An 18396-nucleotide genomic window follows, 5' to 3' on the forward strand; every position below is an offset into this window, starting at 1 on the left:
CGGGATCGGCCACCCGGCGCCCAGTCACAGTCTTATCGGGACATGCTTTTCCGCGCACGCGTCGACTACCGCGGTGACCACGTCCGGTGCCAGTAGCGTCTGCAGGTCCTCGACTGTGACAGACCCTTTCGCGCTGCGGTTCTGTGCGGCCACCCGCGAATCCCGCAGCCGCTCAGCCCGTTCCACCACATTGCGGGCAAACCGACCGTTGTGCATGACGTCGATGCCGTGCGTGCCGTCCGGCGCGTGGTAGTCGCCCAGCACTGTGCAGGCCGTTTTCAAAGCCGCCGCAGCCTCGGGTGCGATCACAGTTGCCCGCGGCTCGCCGTAGCGCACCGCGATCTCCACTAGCTCATCCGGTGTGTAGGACTCGAAGCGAAGCTTGCGGTTGAAGCGGCCGGCCAGACCCGGGTTCACAGTAAGGAATTCGTCGACTTCCTTCTCGTATCCCGCACCGATGAAACAGAAGTCGAATCGGTGCACCTCCAGCGCGACCAGCAACTGGTTGACCGCCTCCATGCCGATCATGTCGGGACGCCCGTCTTGGTGCCTCTCCACCAGCGAGTAGAACTCGTCCATAAACAGAATGCGCCCCAAGGACCGATTGATAAGTTCGTTGGTCTTCGGTCCCGACGCCCCGATGTGCTCGCCGCAGAAGTCCGCCCGTTTGACCTCGACGATCTCGGGATGCCGCACGATTCCGAGCCCGGCGTAGATCTTGCCCAAAGCTGCTGCGGTGGTGGTCTTCCCGGTCCCGGGTGGTCCCACCAACAGCATGTGGTTGGTTTGATTGGCAACCGGCAGGCCCGCCGCCAGCCGCAGGGCGCGCACCTCGATCTGGTCTTCGAGCTCGGCTACCGCCCGTTTGACGTCGGCCAGCCCGACCTGGTTGTCCAGCAGCGCACGTCCTTGCGCCAGCAGCTCATTGCGCCGCTCCTCGTTTTCAGCCTCGGAGCGCTGCGTGGCCGAACGCTGAGTGTTGACGTCCCATTTATCTGTCCGGGTGGCGATGGCATCCTCGTCGGTGATCACCAGCTGCAGACCGGAGTCGGCCAGCGCCTGCTTGGCCGCGTCCATCAGCGCGCCGTTGATGGTCGCCCGGGACAGCCACACCTGGGCCTGGTGTTCATCGCCGAGATGGCGGTGTGCCATTCCGCGGATGTAGGCCAAATCCGCTGCGATCAAGGGGAACTCGATGGCCTCGATGGCCGCCGCGGTCAACTGACGGCGTGCCTGGGTCGCGCTGGGATGGTGGGCTCGCACTTCAACCCGGTCAGCCCATTCCAGGGCGACCCGCGCCTGCCCGAGGTGGGCCGCAGCGTGCGCGGCCAGCGCACAGGTCGCCGCCGTGACAGCCGACATGATGATGGCCTGCGGGGGCAGGATCGCGGCCGCGACCGAGATCACGTCCGGCCAGCGCTGCGTGGCGAACATCAGGTAGGCCTCCAGATGCTGCTGCCACTGGTGGTTCTCCCAGGCATCCAGCAGGGCCGGATCCGCGAGCAGCGTCTCGGCTTTCCCGTACTGCCGGTGGTCAATGAGAGCGCCCGCCAACGCCAGCCCGGCATGTGAGGCCTCGGTCACCGAGATCGACAGGTAAGGACCCGCCTTGACGGGCGCCGAGAGCCGCACACCGATCCGGTTCGTCTCCCGATGCAACCGCGACCCGTAGGCATACAGCTGCTGCACCGTCGGCAGGGACTCGTCGCCGGCCGCGATCAGCCCCAGCCACGCGTCGGCCATCGACGGGTCAATCTCGGTGGCCTCTCGAAATCGCGTCCTGGCCCCCGCTATGTCGTCATGCAGCAACGCCATGGCCTGGTCGAACCGTTTGCGGGCGGCGCCCACGCTGGTGCTGCTGGTCATGAAACGTCCACCGGTTCTAGGTCACCGCTGCGCAAGCTCACCGGCTCGGTTGATACATAACGGTTTTCAGCCCGGAACAGCTCGATTTCGACGGTGTGTGACTGCCCGGCGGCGAGCACCTCGACGGTCCCCGCGCCGTTCTGAGTGATGAGGACACTGGCAAAACCGCGGTAGGCGACGTCTCGCTCCCCCACGGATATCACCGTGTTCGGGCGCGGTGTGGGAGTAACCGTCCCATCCACCACACTGACGGTGGTTCCGGCGATCGGCTTCGCGGCGTCGGTCACCGCGACGTCGGGCATCCGAACACTGGCCCAGCGCTCAAGATTTCGGGTGTGCACCGTAATCCGTTCCCCGGTACCCGCCAATCGCACCACGATCCGTTTGGCCAGCGCGTCGTCGGCGGCGATATGTACGCGACTGAACTCACCCGGATCGTCCAGCGGCAACATCAGCCGATTACCAGCTCCGACCTTGCCCAGCAGCACGCCGGACGGGCCGACCGCAACCACTACCGATTCGGTCAGCAAGCCGCGACGGACGCCGCGCAACTGCGGCAGCGGCCCACACAAACTGGCGACGACGGCGTCCGCCTGCTCTCCGGGCAACGTTTGCAGTAGCGTGCTCGGCGGTGCGGTTGGTGGTTGGGCACTTCGCACCGTCAGCGTCGCCGCGACACCCCCGTCTGCGAAAAGGGTTATGTTCTGCGTGATTCCGTCAACCCGCAGCATCCAAGCCTGTGCCAGCGCCGCGGAGGTGATGCCTTCGGGCCGGTACCAATAGGTGGTCAGCCAACCTCCGTCCGCGCGCACACAGCGCCACCGGCGGTTCCCGACGTGCAGCGCCGACCGCCCCAGCCTGCGCTCCAATTCGACGATGTCGGTGGCGGTTGCCACCTTGGCCCGGACTCCTTGTTGGCGCATGGCCGCGCTGATCCGCTGCGCGACCGCCAACGTCGCAGTGCCGATCGACGAACGACATTGCAACGCCTCGATATTGGCCAGGACGGCTACCCGCACGATCACCCACGTCTCACGCTGCCCGGCGTACGGCGGAGTGCCCAGTAGCGTGTCGTATACCCGGGGATAGTCTCCCGTGCTTCGACGTCGAGCACCGGTGCTAACCACACTCAACGAGTCGACGTGCAGGCCCAGGCTTTGCCGCATCAGCGGCTGCAAATCACGGATATCGAAGGCATTTTCGGTGTGGGTCGAGGTGGACCCGGTGAACAGGGACGCGGCATGCGGCTTGCCGAGGAGTTGCACCGCAGCAACCGCGACACCGTCTTGGAACCGCACGCCACCGCCGGCGCGGTCGTTGGCGACGGTGCGCGGATCGGCCAAGGTGATGGGTCGGTGTCGCCGGAGCCACAACAGTAGCCACCCCCATCCGGTCCGGCCGCGCCACCGCGGGACACAGACCGCGGTCGCGATCACCGAACACGCTGTGGCACAGACGTATCCGCTGGCAGCGAGTCCGGCCAGGAATGCCGCGAAGACGGCGGCAATAATGCTCAACCTGGTGGCGGCCGTCATCGTTCCCGCCGCGCTCGGGCGACCAGGGAGGCCAGGGTGGTGGCCAGCACGACGACCCCGGCGAAAATCAGTGCGATGTTGCGGGCGCGGTGGTCCGGCGGGGGCGGCGGCGCGGCGGGTGTGATCACCCGACTGTGCGCCCCGGGCGCAAGCCGGTCCCCTACCGGCACATCGAATGTCAGCGCGGCCACTGGATCCACGACGCCGTAACCGACTTGGTTGTCCGTGCCGCGCGGCGGGTTGTGCGCAGTCTGCAAGATACGGTTGATGATCTGATGCGCCGAGAGCTCGGGGTACTTGGCTCGCACCAACGCGGCGACGCCGCTAACATAGGCAGCCGAGAAGCTGGTGCCCCAGATGGGCATGTTCTTCTCGCCCGGATGAATCGGCGGGTAGGCGTTGACCGGCCCACCCGTTTGCGGGGACAACCCCATGATGCCTACGCCCGGGGCCGCGGCAGCCACCCACGGCCCAGCCAGGCTCTTGGCGATGGGTAATCCCGTATTATCCACCGCCCCAACCGATAAGACGTAGTCGGAGAACCAGGAGGGCGACGAGACTGTCTTCACCTGATGCCAGTCCCGCGGGTCGGCGGCGCTCAACGGGTCGAAAGACGGATTCTGCGCGCAACCGTCTTCGCTGTCATTACCGGCTGCGGCGACGATCACCGCGTCCTTGACGGTGGCTGCGTACCAGACGGCGGCGCCGATGGAGGCCTGGTCGAGCGGATCGGCGGCCGCAACGCAGGATGTCACGCTGATATTTATCACCTTGGCGCCCATGTTGGCGGCGTGCACGATGGCGGTGGCGAGCGACGCGAGCGAGCCGGCCTTCTTGCGGACCTCCGAATCGCCAGGGCCGGGGTTGACTGGTTCGAAGGCCCGGGACGACTGACGGATGGAGATGATCACGGCGTGCGGTGCCACGCCGACCACGCCGTCGGGTGCCCCGGGCGCCGGACCGGGCACCTCCGGGACATCGGGGCTGGCGGGATCACCCGGCCCGTTGGAAGGTTCGTCGGGCGGCGGCGCCGCGGGTGGTGGCGGTTTCGTTTCGGTGACCGTGACCGGGGTAGGTGGTGGCGGGGGTGCTGGTGGGGGTGGGGTCCCGCCGGGCGGGGGTGGCCCGGAGTCGACGGGCACCGGGCCGGCCGGCGGTGGAAAGGCGGGGGCGCTCGGCATCGGAGCCGGCATCGGACTGCCTTGCGGCGCAGCGCCTATCACCGACGCCACGATCGTGCCGTGCGCATCACAATCCATCAACCCGTCACCACTCATGATGTAGTCGCCCCCGGCCACCACCCGTAGCCGAGGGCTGGGGTTGATCCCGGTGTCAATGACCGCTACCGGAACCCCGTTGCCGGTCGAGTACTGCCATGCCTTGCTGATATTGAGCATGGTGAAACCGGGCGCGGTGGCGGCCACGTTCGGATCGGCGACAGTGATGGTGCGGGCGCACATATTGCTTTGCCGCATCGGTTGGTCCGGGCCCGGCTTTCCGTCCGGCGGTACCCGGCTGGGATCGATGGTGGGTTGCGGAATCGCCAGTGCCGCCGGCACATTAGCTGACAGGGCAACTGCCGACACTACCAGCGCCACTACCAGAAGCCGTCCGCCAATGGCCTTCATCTCATCCGCACCCAGGTGAACAATCCGCCTATCCAGGCGGCCAGTGGCAACGCCGCGATAATGGCTGCGATCTCCACCCATTCGGCGGCCATGCGCACCAGCGGCGTGAACCTCGTGATCGGCACCAGCAGCGACGCCAACAGCCCCGCGCCGGCGAAAGCTGTCAAAGCTACCGCAGCACACAGCAACGCCATCTCGTTTGAAGATGCTTGGTGCACAACATATTTGATGACACCGGTGCACGCGGCAACCGCGGCGCCACTCACCAGTGCAACCGCCTGGCGCTTGTCGGCGAAGGCCCGCCCCCGGCTGATGAAAATCACCACGAACAGCCCACCCAGCACCGCGGCCGCGGTGCCACGGTCGCGCCCGGGCATCAGGGTGGCCCACACCGCAACCGGCAGCGCCACAGCGGCGCCCACGCAAATGCCGGTCAACACGTTGTTAGCGCGGATGGCCACCGCGGCGATCTGCGCACCGCGCGGCGTGGTGTCGGGAATCGCATCGTCCGCGCCGCCCTCAGTGCCGTCGCTCACCGGAGAGACGGCGTCAACCGGCATGCCGTCGGCGCGCCTGAACAGATCGCGGCCGGTGATCGAACCGAAGTACGGCGGCCGGATGCGGGCGGCCCAGAGCGCGAAGGTCGGGGCCAATGTCAAAACGAGCAGCAGGATTACCAGGGTGCACATTCCCAGCCACTGGGCCGGGATCGGCCACCACATCCGTGGCGCAGCCACGCTCACCCCAAGGGCACACATCGTGACCACCGCCGCCGCCGCATCGATATGGCGCCGAGTCACCGTCGCGAGGCCACACGTCAGCACCGCGGCCGCCAATGCGGCGATGAAGACGTGTGCCGAACCCATCTTTCCTGGCGCACTGGCGCCCAGGCCCACCGCGACAAGGGGCACGGCCAGCCAGCCGAACCCGTCGAGCATGTCCGTCCGGCGGGGCCACCACTGCCACGCCGCGAGTGCGCCGCCCGCGACCACGAGTCCCGCTCCGCCCGTGACCAGGCCGGGCAACAGCGAGTCGGTTGCGATACGTTGTCGCACAGCCAATCCCAGGATCGTGACAACGACGAATGCGACGATTGCCAGTGCGGTGTGTGCGGCTGTCTGGACGGTGACCGGTTCGAAGAGCTTTTTGCCTATCCGCGCCAGGCCGGTGGACAGCGACTCGTATTGGGGCTCGAACGATTCGCCCTCGGTGGCGGGTACCAGGGTAAGGGTGGCGCCGTCTTCCACACCGAGTTCGTCGAGGGTCTTGGTGATGTCGAGGCGCACCCCGTTGGCTTTATGTAGTTCGTATCCGACACCGGTTTCGAGCCCGGGCAGGCCACGGCGCTTGAGTTCGTCGTGCACCAGTTCGACGACGTTGTCGACGAACACCTCGATCGGTACGGAGGCCGGGTACACCTGCGAGAGCAGGTGTTCGCCGCAGACAACAGCTACCGCGCAACGGGCAGGAAACGAGACCTTGCCAACCAGAGAGGTCATTTACCGGGGCCTGTCGGCGTCCGGAATGTACTTGTCGGCCAGGGCCGCGACGATCTCGAACAACTGCAGACGCGACTTCTTCTTCAGTTCGTGGCGGGTGTCGATGATCCCGCCCTTGGCGAGGTACGGGTCATACGGCATGAACTCGACCGTTGCGCCGGATTGCTTGAAACGCTCGGTGAGGTACGCGCGGGCGTCGGGGTCGTACTTGTCGCGACTGTCGTTGAGGATCACGGTGCTTCGCGACACCAGTTCGTGGTATCCCATCGACCGCAACAGATCGATAGCGCGGGTCACCGGCAGGGAGGTGTCAGCGGTCAGACCTGAGACGAACACCAGCGCGTCACAGGCGTCGAGCACCGCCTTCATCACCGGGTGCTCGATGTCGTCGGAGGTGTCCACCACGATGACGGTGTGGGTGCGGCGCAGCCGCGACAGCACTCCGGTGAACATCGATGGAACCAGCGGTCGCGGCTGGTCGGATGCTCGGTTACCCGCCAGCACATCGAGACCGATGCTGTTCTGCCCCAAGTGCTCTCGGATATCCGCGTAGCCTTGGACGTCGGTGTCGTTAAGTACCGCCGAGTAGTCCCCCGGCGGGGACTCGTCGATCCGTCCGGCCAGTGTGCCGAATCCAGGAGCGGCGTCGATCGCAACGACGTTGTCGGGTCGGCATTCTCGGAAGACGCCCCCGATGCACGCGGTCATCGTGGTCTTTCCGACGCCACCTTTACCCGAAACCACCCCGATCACATACTGTTTGCGGATATGGCGCCTGATCCGGTCTTGAAGTTCGCGATGGTGTCGTTCGGCCGGTGATTCGCCGAGGTTGACCGTCTTGAATGACAAGTTGTACAGGAACTTTCGCCAACCCGACCCGGGTGGGATCTTCCGCGGCGCGACCATGTCGGAAATCCGCAGCGTGCCCGATACGGATTCCTGGTGCGCGACACGCGCAGCGGGGACGTCCCGTTGCGTGATTCCCGCCTGTTCGACATGAGGGGCAGCATTCCACGGGTTCGTCACGACGCAACTTCCAACACTTCGATCGACACCTCTCGACTACACAACTTTCCGGTACGAAAACCATTCATGTTCGGCGGGCAGACGGCGCAGCATGTGGGTGATCGCGCTGGTGATGTTGCCCGTAGTTCCGGGCGCGACGATCATCCACCGTCGGCCGGCGGAGTTGACGTGCTCGGCGACCAACCGCCCCTCGGGGGTGTCGATGACAGTCACCGCACCGGCTTCGACGTGTGTTCGCGACGATTTGCCACCGGCAACTCCGGATTGCACGGCGACGATCGAGGCTTGAGCCGACCGGCTCGGGTCGGTAGCCAGTGTCAGCAACCGCGTCTGGTCGCACTCGAGCCCGTGACCACGGATGAACGCGTCCAGTGCCTCCCGACCGACCGCCGCCGCACGCAGGCTATCCGCGTCGAGGGTGACGGGCCGCAGTGCAGCCGGCGCCTGTTGCCCACACCACCGCTCGATCTGCGCGCGGATCACCGAGCTTGCCGATCCCTCCGCGGTGGACGTGCCCGCGCCGCTGATCCGGATCAAGTCAGCGCAGCGTTCCACGGCGACCCACCACTGGGCGAATCGCGCGAGCAGTGCCCGCGCCGGTTCCGCGTCGCCCGGTGCGCGCATCTGGACGAAAAGCCCGATGTCTCGCCGCGACAGGACCGTCAGCCATTCCAGCACGGTGCCGTCGACTGTGCCGGATTCGTCGAGCACCCCGGCCGCGCACAATTCGGCGGTGACGGGGTGTTCGAGCGCCAGGCGCCTGGGTTCCACACTCGGCAGCAACGGCCGCAGCCCCAACTCGGGGGCCACGGTCTCGATGCCGGTGAGGACCTGCAGGGCCCACAGCCCGTCGACGGTGGTGGTTAACACGGTGTTCCTCGACATAGACCCGGGGCGCACGCATTGCATGCGCCCCGGGCCGATCGCATTGGCTAGATAAAGAGGTTGCCCATCTGGGCGTCGGTGGCCTGTGCCATTTCGTCGACGTTGTGCACGGTGTGAGCGTGCCGGCTGACGGTCTGAATCAGGTCTTCCAGTCCGTGCAGCATCTGCTGCTGTGCATCGAAAAATGCGGTGGCGCCATGGCCTTGAAAGAAGTCACCGAGTGCTTGCGTGAGGTTGAGGACGTCGCTGTGAATTTCCATCAGCTGTGCGGCCTGCGCACCGACCTCGCCTGCGAATCCGACGACGGCGCCGTGGTTATAGACGATGTGATCTGCCATGAACGTTCCTAACTTGTGGTCTGCGGAGTAGGGGAACTGCGATTCGGGCTAGACCGCCTGAGTCCCCCCGCTGAACACGCCGTTGAGGTTGTGCGCCGCATCGGCCTCGTGGTTTTCCATCAGCACCGCAGCCCGGCCCAGCCCGTGTGCAAGCCGTTGGCCCCCGGTCATGATCTGTTGCAGGTCGTGATGGATCTGGCCGGCGGTGTTGAGCGAGGTGTTGCCCGCGTCCCCTGCCCATCCCGTCGCATTGATGATGTTCTCGTGCCCGCTCAGATACTGATTGGCGATCGCGGCGGCTTCCTGCAATCGGGCTTCGATCCGTTGCTGCGTACTGCGCAGCAACTCTGGAGTGACAACTGTTGCGTTTGCCATATTAGAATCTCCCTCAATTATTTTGCTCTCGCCGAGGCCGGATCTGCGTAAAGCTAGATCAGCCGCCCCCAGCTGTCACTTCACCCACCTTGGTCGCTGCACATGGGTGGAACAGGCTGTTTAGTGGACACCAGAATTTGGCGCGTGTCAAACGCTGGACAGCGGCCCGGCTTGGGGATAGTTACCGCGCAGGACCTTCAGCGCATGGAGAATGGTCGCAGAAAATTAGCTGTGCTTATTGGCAAGGCTTCATGCGGCCCCCGCTCCGTCGGCTATTCCGTCGCCGTCGGAATCGAAGAGTCGAACATCCCAGCGCCCGTCGCCGTCGGTGTCCACGTAGCCGGTGACGCCGTCGGGACCCGTGCACACCACCTGATCGGCAACCCCGTCGCCGTCGAGGTCGGCCAGCCGATCGTCCGGTTGACCCTGCCCGTCGAAGTCGACCAGCGGGCCGCCGGAATGTTCCACACCGTCCAGACCGAACCACCGCAGCTGCCCGCCACGATCGACAGCGACCCGCCACGTCCCGGATCCATCGTCGACGAAGTAGGTTTCCGGGGCGCCGTCGTTGTCTGCGTCGAGCACGGCGTGGTCGGCGACTCCGTCGTGGTCGAGGTCGACCAGGGCGTCGTCGCGGAGGCCGTCACCATCCAGGTCCAGCCCGACGGCGTCGAACGCACCGTCGCCGTCGAGGTCGAGATCAGCGGCACGATTCCACATCGACGCGGTGCCGTCGTCGCCGCCGAGGCAGTACTCCATGCCCAGTTTGGACGCGGCGGCGCGGCGCCAGGTTCCGATGATTGTCAGTCGCCTCGCGTCTTCCACCACGCCAGCAGTTCTGCGGTGGCCTCCTCGGTGGACAGCGGACCGCGGTCCAGACGCAGTTCCTTGAGGAATCGCCACGCCTCGCCCACCTGTGGGCCGGCCGGAATGTCGAGCAGCCGCATGATCTCGTTGCCGTCCAGATCCGGCCGCACCCGGTCCAGGTCTTCCTGAGCCGCCAGTTCCGCGATCCGATGCTCTAGGCGGTCATAAGACGCGCGCAGCCGCGCCGCGCGGCGTTTGTTGCGGGTGGTGCAGTCCGCGCGCACCAGCTTGTGCAATCGCGGCAGCAGCGGTCCAGCATCAGTGACGTAGCGGCGCACCGCCGAGTCGGTCCACTTGCCTTCGCCGTAGCCGTGAAACCGCAGGTGCAGATACACCAGCTGGGATACATCGTCCACCATCTGCTTGGAGTACTTCAACGCCCGCATCCGCTTGCGGACCATCTTGGCGCCGACCACCTCGTGGTGGTGGAAGCTCACTCCGCCGTTGGGTTCGTGGCGGCGGGTCGCGGGTTTGCCGATGTCATGCAGCAGTGCAGCCCAGCGCAGCACCAGGTCGGGACCCTGGTCTTCGAGCTCGATCGCTTGGCGCAGCACGGTCAGTGAGTGCTGGTAGACATCCTTGTGCTGGTGGTGCTCGTCGATCGCCATCTGCATGCCGCCGATCTCGGGCAGTACCACCTCGCCCATCCCGGATTGCACCAGCAGGTCGATGCCGGCCACCGGGTGCGCACCGAGCATCATCTTGTCGAGCTCGGCCGCCACCCGTTCGACGCTGATCCGCGCCAGCTGCGGCGCCATTTCCTCGAGCGCCGTCCGCACCCGCGGCGCGACGGTGAAGCCGAGCTGGGAGACGAATCGGGCAGCGCGCAGCATTCGCAGCGGGTCGTCGCCGAAGGACACCTCCGGGGCCGCCGGCGTGTCGAGCACCCCGGCGCGTAGTGCCGCCAGCCCACCCAGCGGGTCTAGGAATTCCCCCGCCCCGGCCGAGGTGACGCGCACCGCCATCGCGTTGACCGTGAAGTCGCGGCGCACCAGGTCGTCGTCGAGCCGATCCCCGAACCGCACTTGCGGATTGCGCGACACCTGGTCGTAGGTGTCGGCGCGGAAGGTGGTGATCTCTAAGCGGTGCTCGCCCTTGCCGACGCCGACAGTGCCGTACTCGATGCCGGTGTCCCACAGCGCATCGGCCAGCGGCCGCACGACCTTCTGGATCTGTTCGGGGCGTGCGTCGGTAGTGAAGTCCAGGTCTGGGCTGAGCCGGCCCAGCAGCGCGTCTCGCACCGAGCCGCCGACCAGGTACAACTCGTGTCCGGCGGCCGCGAATGCGGCGCCCAGTTCGCCGAGCACTCCGGCGTGCCGGTGCAACGCGACCGCAGCTGCGGTGAGCAGATCGGCATCCTGGACGGGTTCAACCACGTTCGGTGAGCCTAATAGCAATCGTCCGGTGACTCAGCCCACGTCCAGCCGCATTCACACCTGCGCAGCGAGCGGCAGGTTCTGCGGCAGAGCGCCGAGCACTGTCGCCGGGGGGTTCCTGTGGCGCAAGCGGCCCACGCGACGAAAGTGATCAAAGGTACCGGCGGACGGCGAGTGCGTCCGGAAGACCCGCCCCAGCCAGCTAATATCGCTTGAATGTCGGACGGCGAGCAAGCCAAACCACGTCGACGCCGGGGCCGGCGTCGCGGTCGTGGCGCGGGACGTTCGGCGGAGCCGAAGACGAACGGTCAACCGGTCGCCGACACCGCACCAACCCCGGCCACCGCGGCCAAGCGCCGGGTACGGCGCGGCCCCGACCGCATGCGGACCGTGCACGAGACGTCGGCCGGCGGCCTGGTCATCGACGGAATCGACGGTCCGCGTGACGAACAGGTCGCCGCGCTGATCGGCCGGGTGGACCGGCGTGGCAGGATGCTCTGGTCGCTGCCCAAGGGGCATATCGAACTCGGCGAGACGGCCGAGCAGACGGCCATTCGCGAAGTCGCCGAGGAGACGGGTATCCGCGGCAGTGTGCTGGCCGCACTGGGACGCATCGACTACTGGTTCGTCACCGACGGCCGGCGGGTGCACAAGACCGTGCACCACTATTTGATGCGCTTTCTTGGTGGAGAACTCTCCGACGAAGATCTGGAGGTCGCCGAAGTGGCGTGGGTGCCGATCCACGAGCTGCCGTCACGGCTGGCCTACGCCGACGAACGCAAACTGGCCGAGGTAGCCGACGAACTGATTGACAAGCTGCAGACCGACGGCGAAGAAGCGCTGCCCCCCCTGCCGCCGAGCGCGCCGCGACGACGCCCCCAGACCCATTCGCGCACCCGACACGCCAATGACTCCGCATCCCGGAAGAACGGTAACGGGCAGGGGCCGTGACGGGGCCGCGACTTCGACGGGCTAGGGCCGAGGGCGGGACCAAGGGGGCGCGTCTCGCCACAGTGATCGGCATCATGGCCGGCTTCGCGATGATGCTGGCGGGCAATCCGCCGAACGCGAACGCCGGCGAACCCGCCGCCACTCCCTTCGTGCAGGTGCGGATCGATCAAGTGACGCCCGACGTCGTCACCACCACCAGCGACCCCGTCGTCACCGTCAGCGGAATGGTGACCAACATCGGCGACCGCCCCGTGCACGACGTGATGGTGCGGCTCGAGCATGCCGGCGGCGTCACGTCGTCCACGGCGCTGCGCACCTCGCTGGACGGTGGCACCGACCAGTACGAGCCGGCCGCCGAGTTCCTGACCGTCTCCCCCGAACTGCAGCGCGGACAGCAGGCCGGGTTCATCTTGTCCGCTCCGCTGCGCTCGCTGACCAAGCAATCGCTGGCCATCGACCAGCCCGGTATCTATCCGATGCTGGTCAACGTCAACGGAACCCCCGACTACGGCGCACCGGCCCGCCTGGACAACGCCCGCTTCCTGCTACCCGTGGTGGGTGTGCCACCCGACAAGGCGGCCGGCATCGACGCGGCAGTGGCCCCGGAAACCCGCAAGCCGGTGTGGATGACGATGCTTTGGCCGCTGGCCGACCGGCCCCGGCTGGCGCCCGGTGTTCCCGGCGGCACCATCCCGGTGCGCCTGGTCGACGACGAGCTGGCCAACTCGCTGGCCAACGGCGGGCGCCTGGACACTCTGCTGTCCGCGGCCGAGCTGGCCACCAGCCGCGACGTCGACCCCGACGGTGCGGTCGGCCGGGCGCTATGCCTGGCCATCGATCCCGACCTGCTCGTCACCGTCAACGCGATGACCGCTGGCTACGTGGTGTCCAACTCCGCTGACGGCCCCGCACAATTGCCGGGGGCCCCGACCCACCCCGGTACCGGCCAATCTGCCGCCAACCTGTGGTTGAACCGGTTACGCGCCCTGGCGCACCGCACGTGTGTGGTCCCGCTGCCCTACGCCCAGGCCGATCTGGACGCCCTGCAGCGAGTCAACGATCCGGGGCTCAACACCGCGGCCACCGCAGCGACATCCGACATCGTCGACCGCATTCTGGACGTCGCCTCGGTGCGCAACACCGCGCTGCTGTCGGACGGCCCGCTGACCAGCCGGGGCGTGACCCTGCTGGACGCCAACGACAGCACGGTCGCGGTCGCGGCCGCTGAAGCACCCGGCCAGAGCGCCAACACCACCTCCGGCAGCGCTGATATCTCGCCCCGCAGGCTCTCGACGCGGGTAGTGACCGCGCCGTTTGACCCGGCCATCGGCGCTGCGCTAGCCGCCGCCGGGACCAGCCCCATCGTGCCCACCTATCTGGACTCGTCGCTGTCGGTACACGTCAGCCACGACTCGGCCACCGCCCGCCGCCAGGACGCGCTGGGTGCGATGCTGTGGCGCGGCCTCTCACCGGATGCCGCACCGCGCACCCAGATCCTGCTGCCACCGGCGTCGTGGACATTGCAGGGCGACGATGCGCAGTCCATCCTGACCGCGCTGGCCACCGCCATCCACTCCGGGCTTGCGGTGCCGCGCCCGCTGCCCGCGGTGATCGCGGACGCGGCGGCACATACCGAGCTGCCCAGCCCCCCGGGCGCCTACCCGTCGGTGCGGGGCAGGTTCAGCGACGAGATCACCGGCCAGGTCGCCGACCAGGTCGGCCGGGTATGGAAACTGACCTCGGCACTGATGACCGATGAACGCACCGGGCTGACCGGTGCGCAGTACACCGCGCCACTGCGCGAGGACATGCTGCGTGCCCTGAGCCAGTCGGTGCCGCCGGACACCCGCAACGGGTTGGCGCAGCAGCGGCTATCGGTGGTCGGTACCACCGTCAACGACTTCTTCCGTTCGGTGACGATCGTCAACCCGGGCGGTTCCTACACCCTGGCCACCGAGCACAGCCCGTTGCCGCTGGCCCTGCACAACGGCCTGGCCGTACCGATCCGGGTTCGGCTGCAGGTCAACGCACCACCCGGGATGACAGTGTCCGACGTCGGCGAAATCGAGCTACCGCCCGGATACCTGCCGCTGCGAGTGCCGATCGAAGTCAACTTCACCCAGCGCGTCGCCATCGACGTCGGGTTACGCACACCGGACGGCACGGCACTTGGTGAGCCGGTGCGGTTGTCGGTCCATTCCAACGCCTACGGCAAGGTGCTATTCGCGATCACGCTGACGGCAGCGGCGGTGCTGGTACTGCTGGCCGGGCGGCGGTTGTGGCACCGCTTCCGGGGCCAGCCCGACCCCGCCGACCTCGATCGCCCCGATCCCCCCGCGGCGGCGGGCCATGGACGGGCACCCGAGCAGCCTCGCGCCGTCACGGGTCGGGTTCACGAAGAGCATCGGGTATGAACCGCGCACCCCGGCGGGTGCATCCTCCGCAATCACCACCGCCGCAGCGGCCGCCGCTGTCCCAGCCCAGGTCCGCGGTTCCGCCGCCGGGCCTGCCGCCGCGGCCGGGCTGGACTCCACATCAGGCACCCCGCCGCACCCAGCAACTCCCGCGCCGCGCCGAGCTGTCCGACGCCGCGCTGGTTAAACGCTCCTGGGGGATGGCGTTCGCGACCCTGATCAGCCGGCTCACCGGTTTCGCCCGGATCGTGCTGCTGGCCGCGATTCTGGGTGCTGCGCTGTCCAGTTCGTTCTCGGTGGCCAACCAGCTACCCAACCTGGTCGCCGCGCTGGTGCTAGAGGCCACGTTCACCGCGATCTTCGTGCCCGTGCTGGCACGCGCCGAGCAGGACGACGCCGACGGCGGCGCAGCCTTTGTGCGGCGACTGGTCACCCTGGCCACCACCCTGCTCATCGTTGCCACCGCGCTGTCGGTGGCGGCCGCGCCACTGCTGGTGCGGCTGATGCTGGGCCGCGACCCGCAGGTCAACGAACCGCTTACCACCGCGTTTGCCTACCTGCTGCTCCCGCAGGTGCTGGTCTACGGCCTGTCCTCGGTGTTCATGGCGATCCTGAACACCCGCAACATCTTCGGTCCGCCGGCGTGGGCACCCGTCGTCAACAACATCGTGGCCATCGCAACCCTGGGGGTTTACCTCGCTGTCCCCGGCGAACTGTCCGTCGACCCAGTCAAGATGGGCAACGCCAAGCTGCTGGTGCTCGGGATTGGCACCACGCTGGGGGTGTTTGCGCAGACGGCGGTGCTGCTGGTGGCGATCGGCCGCGAACGCATCAGCCTTCGCCCGCTGTGGGGCATCGACGAGCGGCTCAAACGCTTCGCCACCATGGCCGCCGCGATGGTGCTGTACGTGCTGATCAGCCAGCTGGGTTTGGTGATCGGCAACCAGATCGCCAGCACGGCCGCCGCCTCGGGCCCGGCGATCTACAACTACACGTGGCTGGTGCTGATGCTGCCGTTCGGGATGATCGGCGTCACGGTACTCACCGTCGTGATGCCGCGGCTGAGCCGCAACGCCGCTGCCGACGACATCCCCGCCGTCCTGGCCGACCTGTCGCTGGCCACCCGGCTGACCATGATCACACTGATCCCGGCGGTCGCGTTCATGACCGTAGGTGGCCCGGCGATGGGCAGCGCGCTGTTCGCCTACGGGCACTTCGGCCAGGTCGACGCCGGATACCTGGGTGCGGCGATCGCGCTATCCGCGTTCACCCTGATTCCCTACGCGCTGGTCCTGCTGCAGCTACGGGTTTTCTATGCGCGCGACGAACCGTGGACACCGATCGTCGTCATTATCGTGATCACCTCGGTGAAGATCGCCGGTTCGCTCGCCGCGCCGCACCTCACGTCAAACAAGCAGCTGGTCGCCGGCTATCTGGGGACGGCCAACGGTTTGGGTTTCCTGGCCGGGGCCGTGGTTGGGCACCTGCTGCTGCGGCGCAGCTTGCTACCCAAGGGGGGCCGACTGATCGGCCTCGGCGAGGTGCGCACCATCCTGGTGACAATCGCGGCTTCTCTGCTCGCCGGCCTGGTCGCACACGTCGCCGACCGGTTGCTGGGAATCGACGGACTGACCGCTCACGGTGGCATGGGTTCGCTGTTGCGTCTGCTGGTGCTGGCGGTCATCATGGTGCCGATCCTGGCCGTGGTGATGCTCGGAGCGCAGGTCCCAGAGGCGCGCGCCGCCCGTGATGTGATCCGGCGCCGGTTGGGCATCCCGGATATGAGGCCGCCCCAGCGCACCGCGACGGTTTCGTCCAGGCGGTCCCCGGTCACGTACCCTGAGCACAGAAATGCGACCCTGCCGGGCGATGATGCGGTCCGCGAGCCGATCCGGCGCGGATCACCGGTGACCAGGGCCGGGCTAGCGAAAGGACCGGAGGTGACTGACCGCACACCGGATAGCGCCGCGTCCAGCTCCCCCCTTAGCTCCAAGGCGAGCCAGGACCGGCCGCGTGCCGACGACTTCCAGCCCGACATTCCAGCCGCCAAGGACCCGTCCCGCGAACACGTCAATGGGGATGCAGCCGAGGCGCGGGGCCCGCTGCCGTTCGACGCTCCTCGCGAACGGAACCCTGAGCCGGGGCCGGACGACGCGCACCTGGTGCCCGGTGCCCGCATCGCCAATGGCCGCTATCGGCTGCTGATCTCGCACGGTGGCACACCGCCTCTGCAGTTCTGGCAGGCCATGGACACCGCCTTGCACCGGCAGGTTGCGCTCACCTTCGTCGACCCCGAGGGTGCCCTGCCCGAAGACGCGGTGCAGGAGATTCTGTCCCGAACGCTGCGGCTGAGCCGGATCGACAAGCCCGGCATCGCCCGGATACTCGACGTCGTCCACACCGGGTCCGGCGGGCTGGTGGTCGCCGAATGGATCCGAGGCGGCTCCCTGCAGGAAGTCGCCGACACGTCGCCGTCGCCGGTCGGCGCCATTCGGGCCATGCAGTCGCTGGCGGCCGCCGCCGACGCCGCGCACCGCGCCGGAGTCGCGCTGTCCATCGATCACCCCAGCCGGGTTCGCCTGAGCATCGACGGCGACGTGGTGCTGGCCTTCCCGGCAACCATGCCCGACGCCAACCCGCAGGACGATATCCGCGGAATCGGCGCCTCGCTGTACGCGCTTCTGGTCAACCGCTGGCCGCTGCCTCAGACGGGGGCGCCCAGTGGGTTGGCAGCCGCCGAGCGGGATGCGAACGGGCAGGCCGTCGAACCGACCGTGATCGACCGCGACATCCCGTTCCAGATTTCTGCGGTCGCCGTTCGATCCGTCCAGGAAGATGGCGGAATACGCAGCGCGTCAACACTTTTGAACCTGCTACAACAGGCTACAGCGGTGGCCGATCGCACCGAGGTGCTCAGTCCGATCGCCGAACCACCGGGGCCGTCCTCGCCGCGCAGGTCCACCGAGCGTGGCGACGATGCCTACTCACGACGTCGCCGCAATCTGCTGATCGGTCTAGGCGCGGGCGCGATCGTTCTGGTGGTGGCGCTGGTGGTGCTCGCCTCGGTAGTCAGCGAGATCTTCGGCGACGTCGGCAATGGCCTCAAGGGCGAACAACTGGGCCTGAACAACAACCCGTCGTCTTCGGCGACCGAGACGCCCGGCACTGCGGCGCCGTCGGGCAGCACCGTCAAGCCCACCAAAGCCACGGTCTTCTCCCCTGGCGGCGACGCCGACAACCCCGGCGACGCGGGCAACGCGATCGACGGCAATCCGGCCACCTCGTGGCAGACCGACACCTACACCGACCCCGTCCCGTTCCCCGGGTTCAAGAGTGGCGTCGGACTGCTGCTGCAACTGCCGAAGCCGACGGTGGTCGGGGCGGTCACCATCGACATCTCCAGCACCGGCACTAAGGTGGAGCTCCGCTCGTCGACCTCGCCTAACCCGTCCAGGCTGGAAGACACCACCGTGCTGACCCCCGCCACCGTGCTGAAACCCGGCCACAACACCATCCAGGTCAAAGGGGCCGCACCGACGTCGACCCTGCTGGTGTGGATCTCCACGCTGGGCACCACCGGCGGCAAGAGCCGTGCGGACATCTCCGAGATCACCATCCAAGCCGGTTCCTGAAGTG

General features: G+C 67.4%; 13 protein-coding genes. 3 read left to right on the forward strand and 10 right to left on the reverse strand.

Annotation, left to right across the window (positions count from 1 at the left end):
• Nucleotides 1–24: 24 nt before the first annotated feature.
• From eccA to H0P51_RS28110, 10 genes are all read right to left on the reverse strand, one after another.
• Entirely contained in the window at nt 25–1866 is a 1842-nt protein-coding gene (gene eccA / locus H0P51_RS28065; RefSeq protein ID WP_180916016.1) for a type VII secretion AAA-ATPase EccA, read from the reverse strand.
• Nucleotides 1863–3401, reverse strand: coding sequence for a type VII secretion protein EccE (gene eccE, locus H0P51_RS28070; protein ID WP_180916017.1), 1539 nt, complete (start codon nt 3399–3401; stop codon nt 1863–1865). The genes eccA and eccE overlap by 4 nt, the downstream gene beginning before the upstream one ends.
• Nucleotides 3398–5029, reverse strand: coding sequence for a type VII secretion-associated serine protease mycosin (gene mycP / locus H0P51_RS28075; RefSeq protein ID WP_180916018.1), 1632 nt, complete (start codon nt 5027–5029; stop codon nt 3398–3400). The genes eccE and mycP overlap by 4 nt, the downstream gene beginning before the upstream one ends.
• A complete protein-coding gene (eccD, locus tag H0P51_RS28080; RefSeq protein ID WP_180916019.1) occupies nt 5026–6528 on the reverse strand; it encodes a type VII secretion integral membrane protein EccD in 1503 nt (500 codons plus the stop codon). Before eccD ends, mycP begins: the two co-directional genes overlap by 4 nt.
• Complete coding sequence (locus tag H0P51_RS28085; protein WP_180916020.1) at nt 6529–7554, reverse strand: MinD/ParA family ATP-binding protein; 1026 nt, start codon at nt 7552–7554, stop codon at nt 6529–6531.
• Nucleotides 7555–7590: 36 nt separating this feature from the next.
• On the reverse strand, nt 7591–8424 hold the full coding sequence (locus H0P51_RS28090; protein WP_180916021.1) for an ESX secretion-associated protein EspG: 834 nt from the start codon (nt 8422–8424) through the stop codon (nt 7591–7593).
• Between the two features lie 62 nt (nt 8425–8486).
• Nucleotides 8487–8777: a WXG100 family type VII secretion target gene (locus H0P51_RS28095; protein ID WP_180916022.1), complete on the reverse strand. Its 291-nt coding sequence runs from the start codon at nt 8775–8777 to the stop codon at nt 8487–8489.
• Nucleotides 8778–8825: 48 nt separating this feature from the next.
• Nucleotides 8826–9152: a WXG100 family type VII secretion target gene (locus H0P51_RS28100; protein WP_180916023.1), complete on the reverse strand. Its 327-nt coding sequence runs from the start codon at nt 9150–9152 to the stop codon at nt 8826–8828.
• A 249-nt stretch (nt 9153–9401) separates the two neighbouring features.
• On the reverse strand, nt 9402–9911 hold the full coding sequence (locus H0P51_RS28105) for a pullulanase (RefSeq protein ID WP_180919282.1): 510 nt from the start codon (nt 9909–9911) through the stop codon (nt 9402–9404).
• Nucleotides 9912–9955: 44 nt separating this feature from the next.
• Complete coding sequence (locus H0P51_RS28110) at nt 9956–11395, reverse strand: CCA tRNA nucleotidyltransferase (protein ID WP_180916024.1); 1440 nt, start codon at nt 11393–11395, stop codon at nt 9956–9958.
• A gap of 216 nt (nt 11396–11611) precedes the next feature.
• Here H0P51_RS28110 and H0P51_RS28115 point away from each other — a divergent pair, with 216 nt between their 5' ends.
• The 3 genes from H0P51_RS28115 to murJ all read left to right on the forward strand — a co-directional run bounded on the left by H0P51_RS28115 (nt 11612) and on the right by murJ (nt 18392).
• Nucleotides 11612–12346 (forward strand): NUDIX hydrolase, encoded by a 735-nt coding sequence (locus H0P51_RS28115; protein ID WP_180916025.1) that lies wholly within the window; start codon nt 11612–11614, stop codon nt 12344–12346.
• 74 nt (nt 12347–12420) lie between these two features.
• On the forward strand, nt 12421–14760 hold the full coding sequence (locus H0P51_RS28120; RefSeq protein WP_180919283.1) for a hypothetical protein: 2340 nt from the start codon (nt 12421–12423) through the stop codon (nt 14758–14760).
• Nucleotides 14757–18392 (forward strand): murein biosynthesis integral membrane protein MurJ, encoded by a 3636-nt coding sequence (murJ, locus tag H0P51_RS28125; RefSeq protein WP_180916026.1) that lies wholly within the window; start codon nt 14757–14759, stop codon nt 18390–18392. The genes H0P51_RS28120 and murJ overlap by 4 nt, the downstream gene beginning before the upstream one ends.
• The last annotated feature ends 4 nt before the right edge of the window (nt 18393–18396 follow it).

The organism is Mycobacterium vicinigordonae, assembly GCF_013466425.1.
Classification (GTDB): domain Bacteria; phylum Actinomycetota; class Actinomycetes; order Mycobacteriales; family Mycobacteriaceae; genus Mycobacterium; species Mycobacterium vicinigordonae.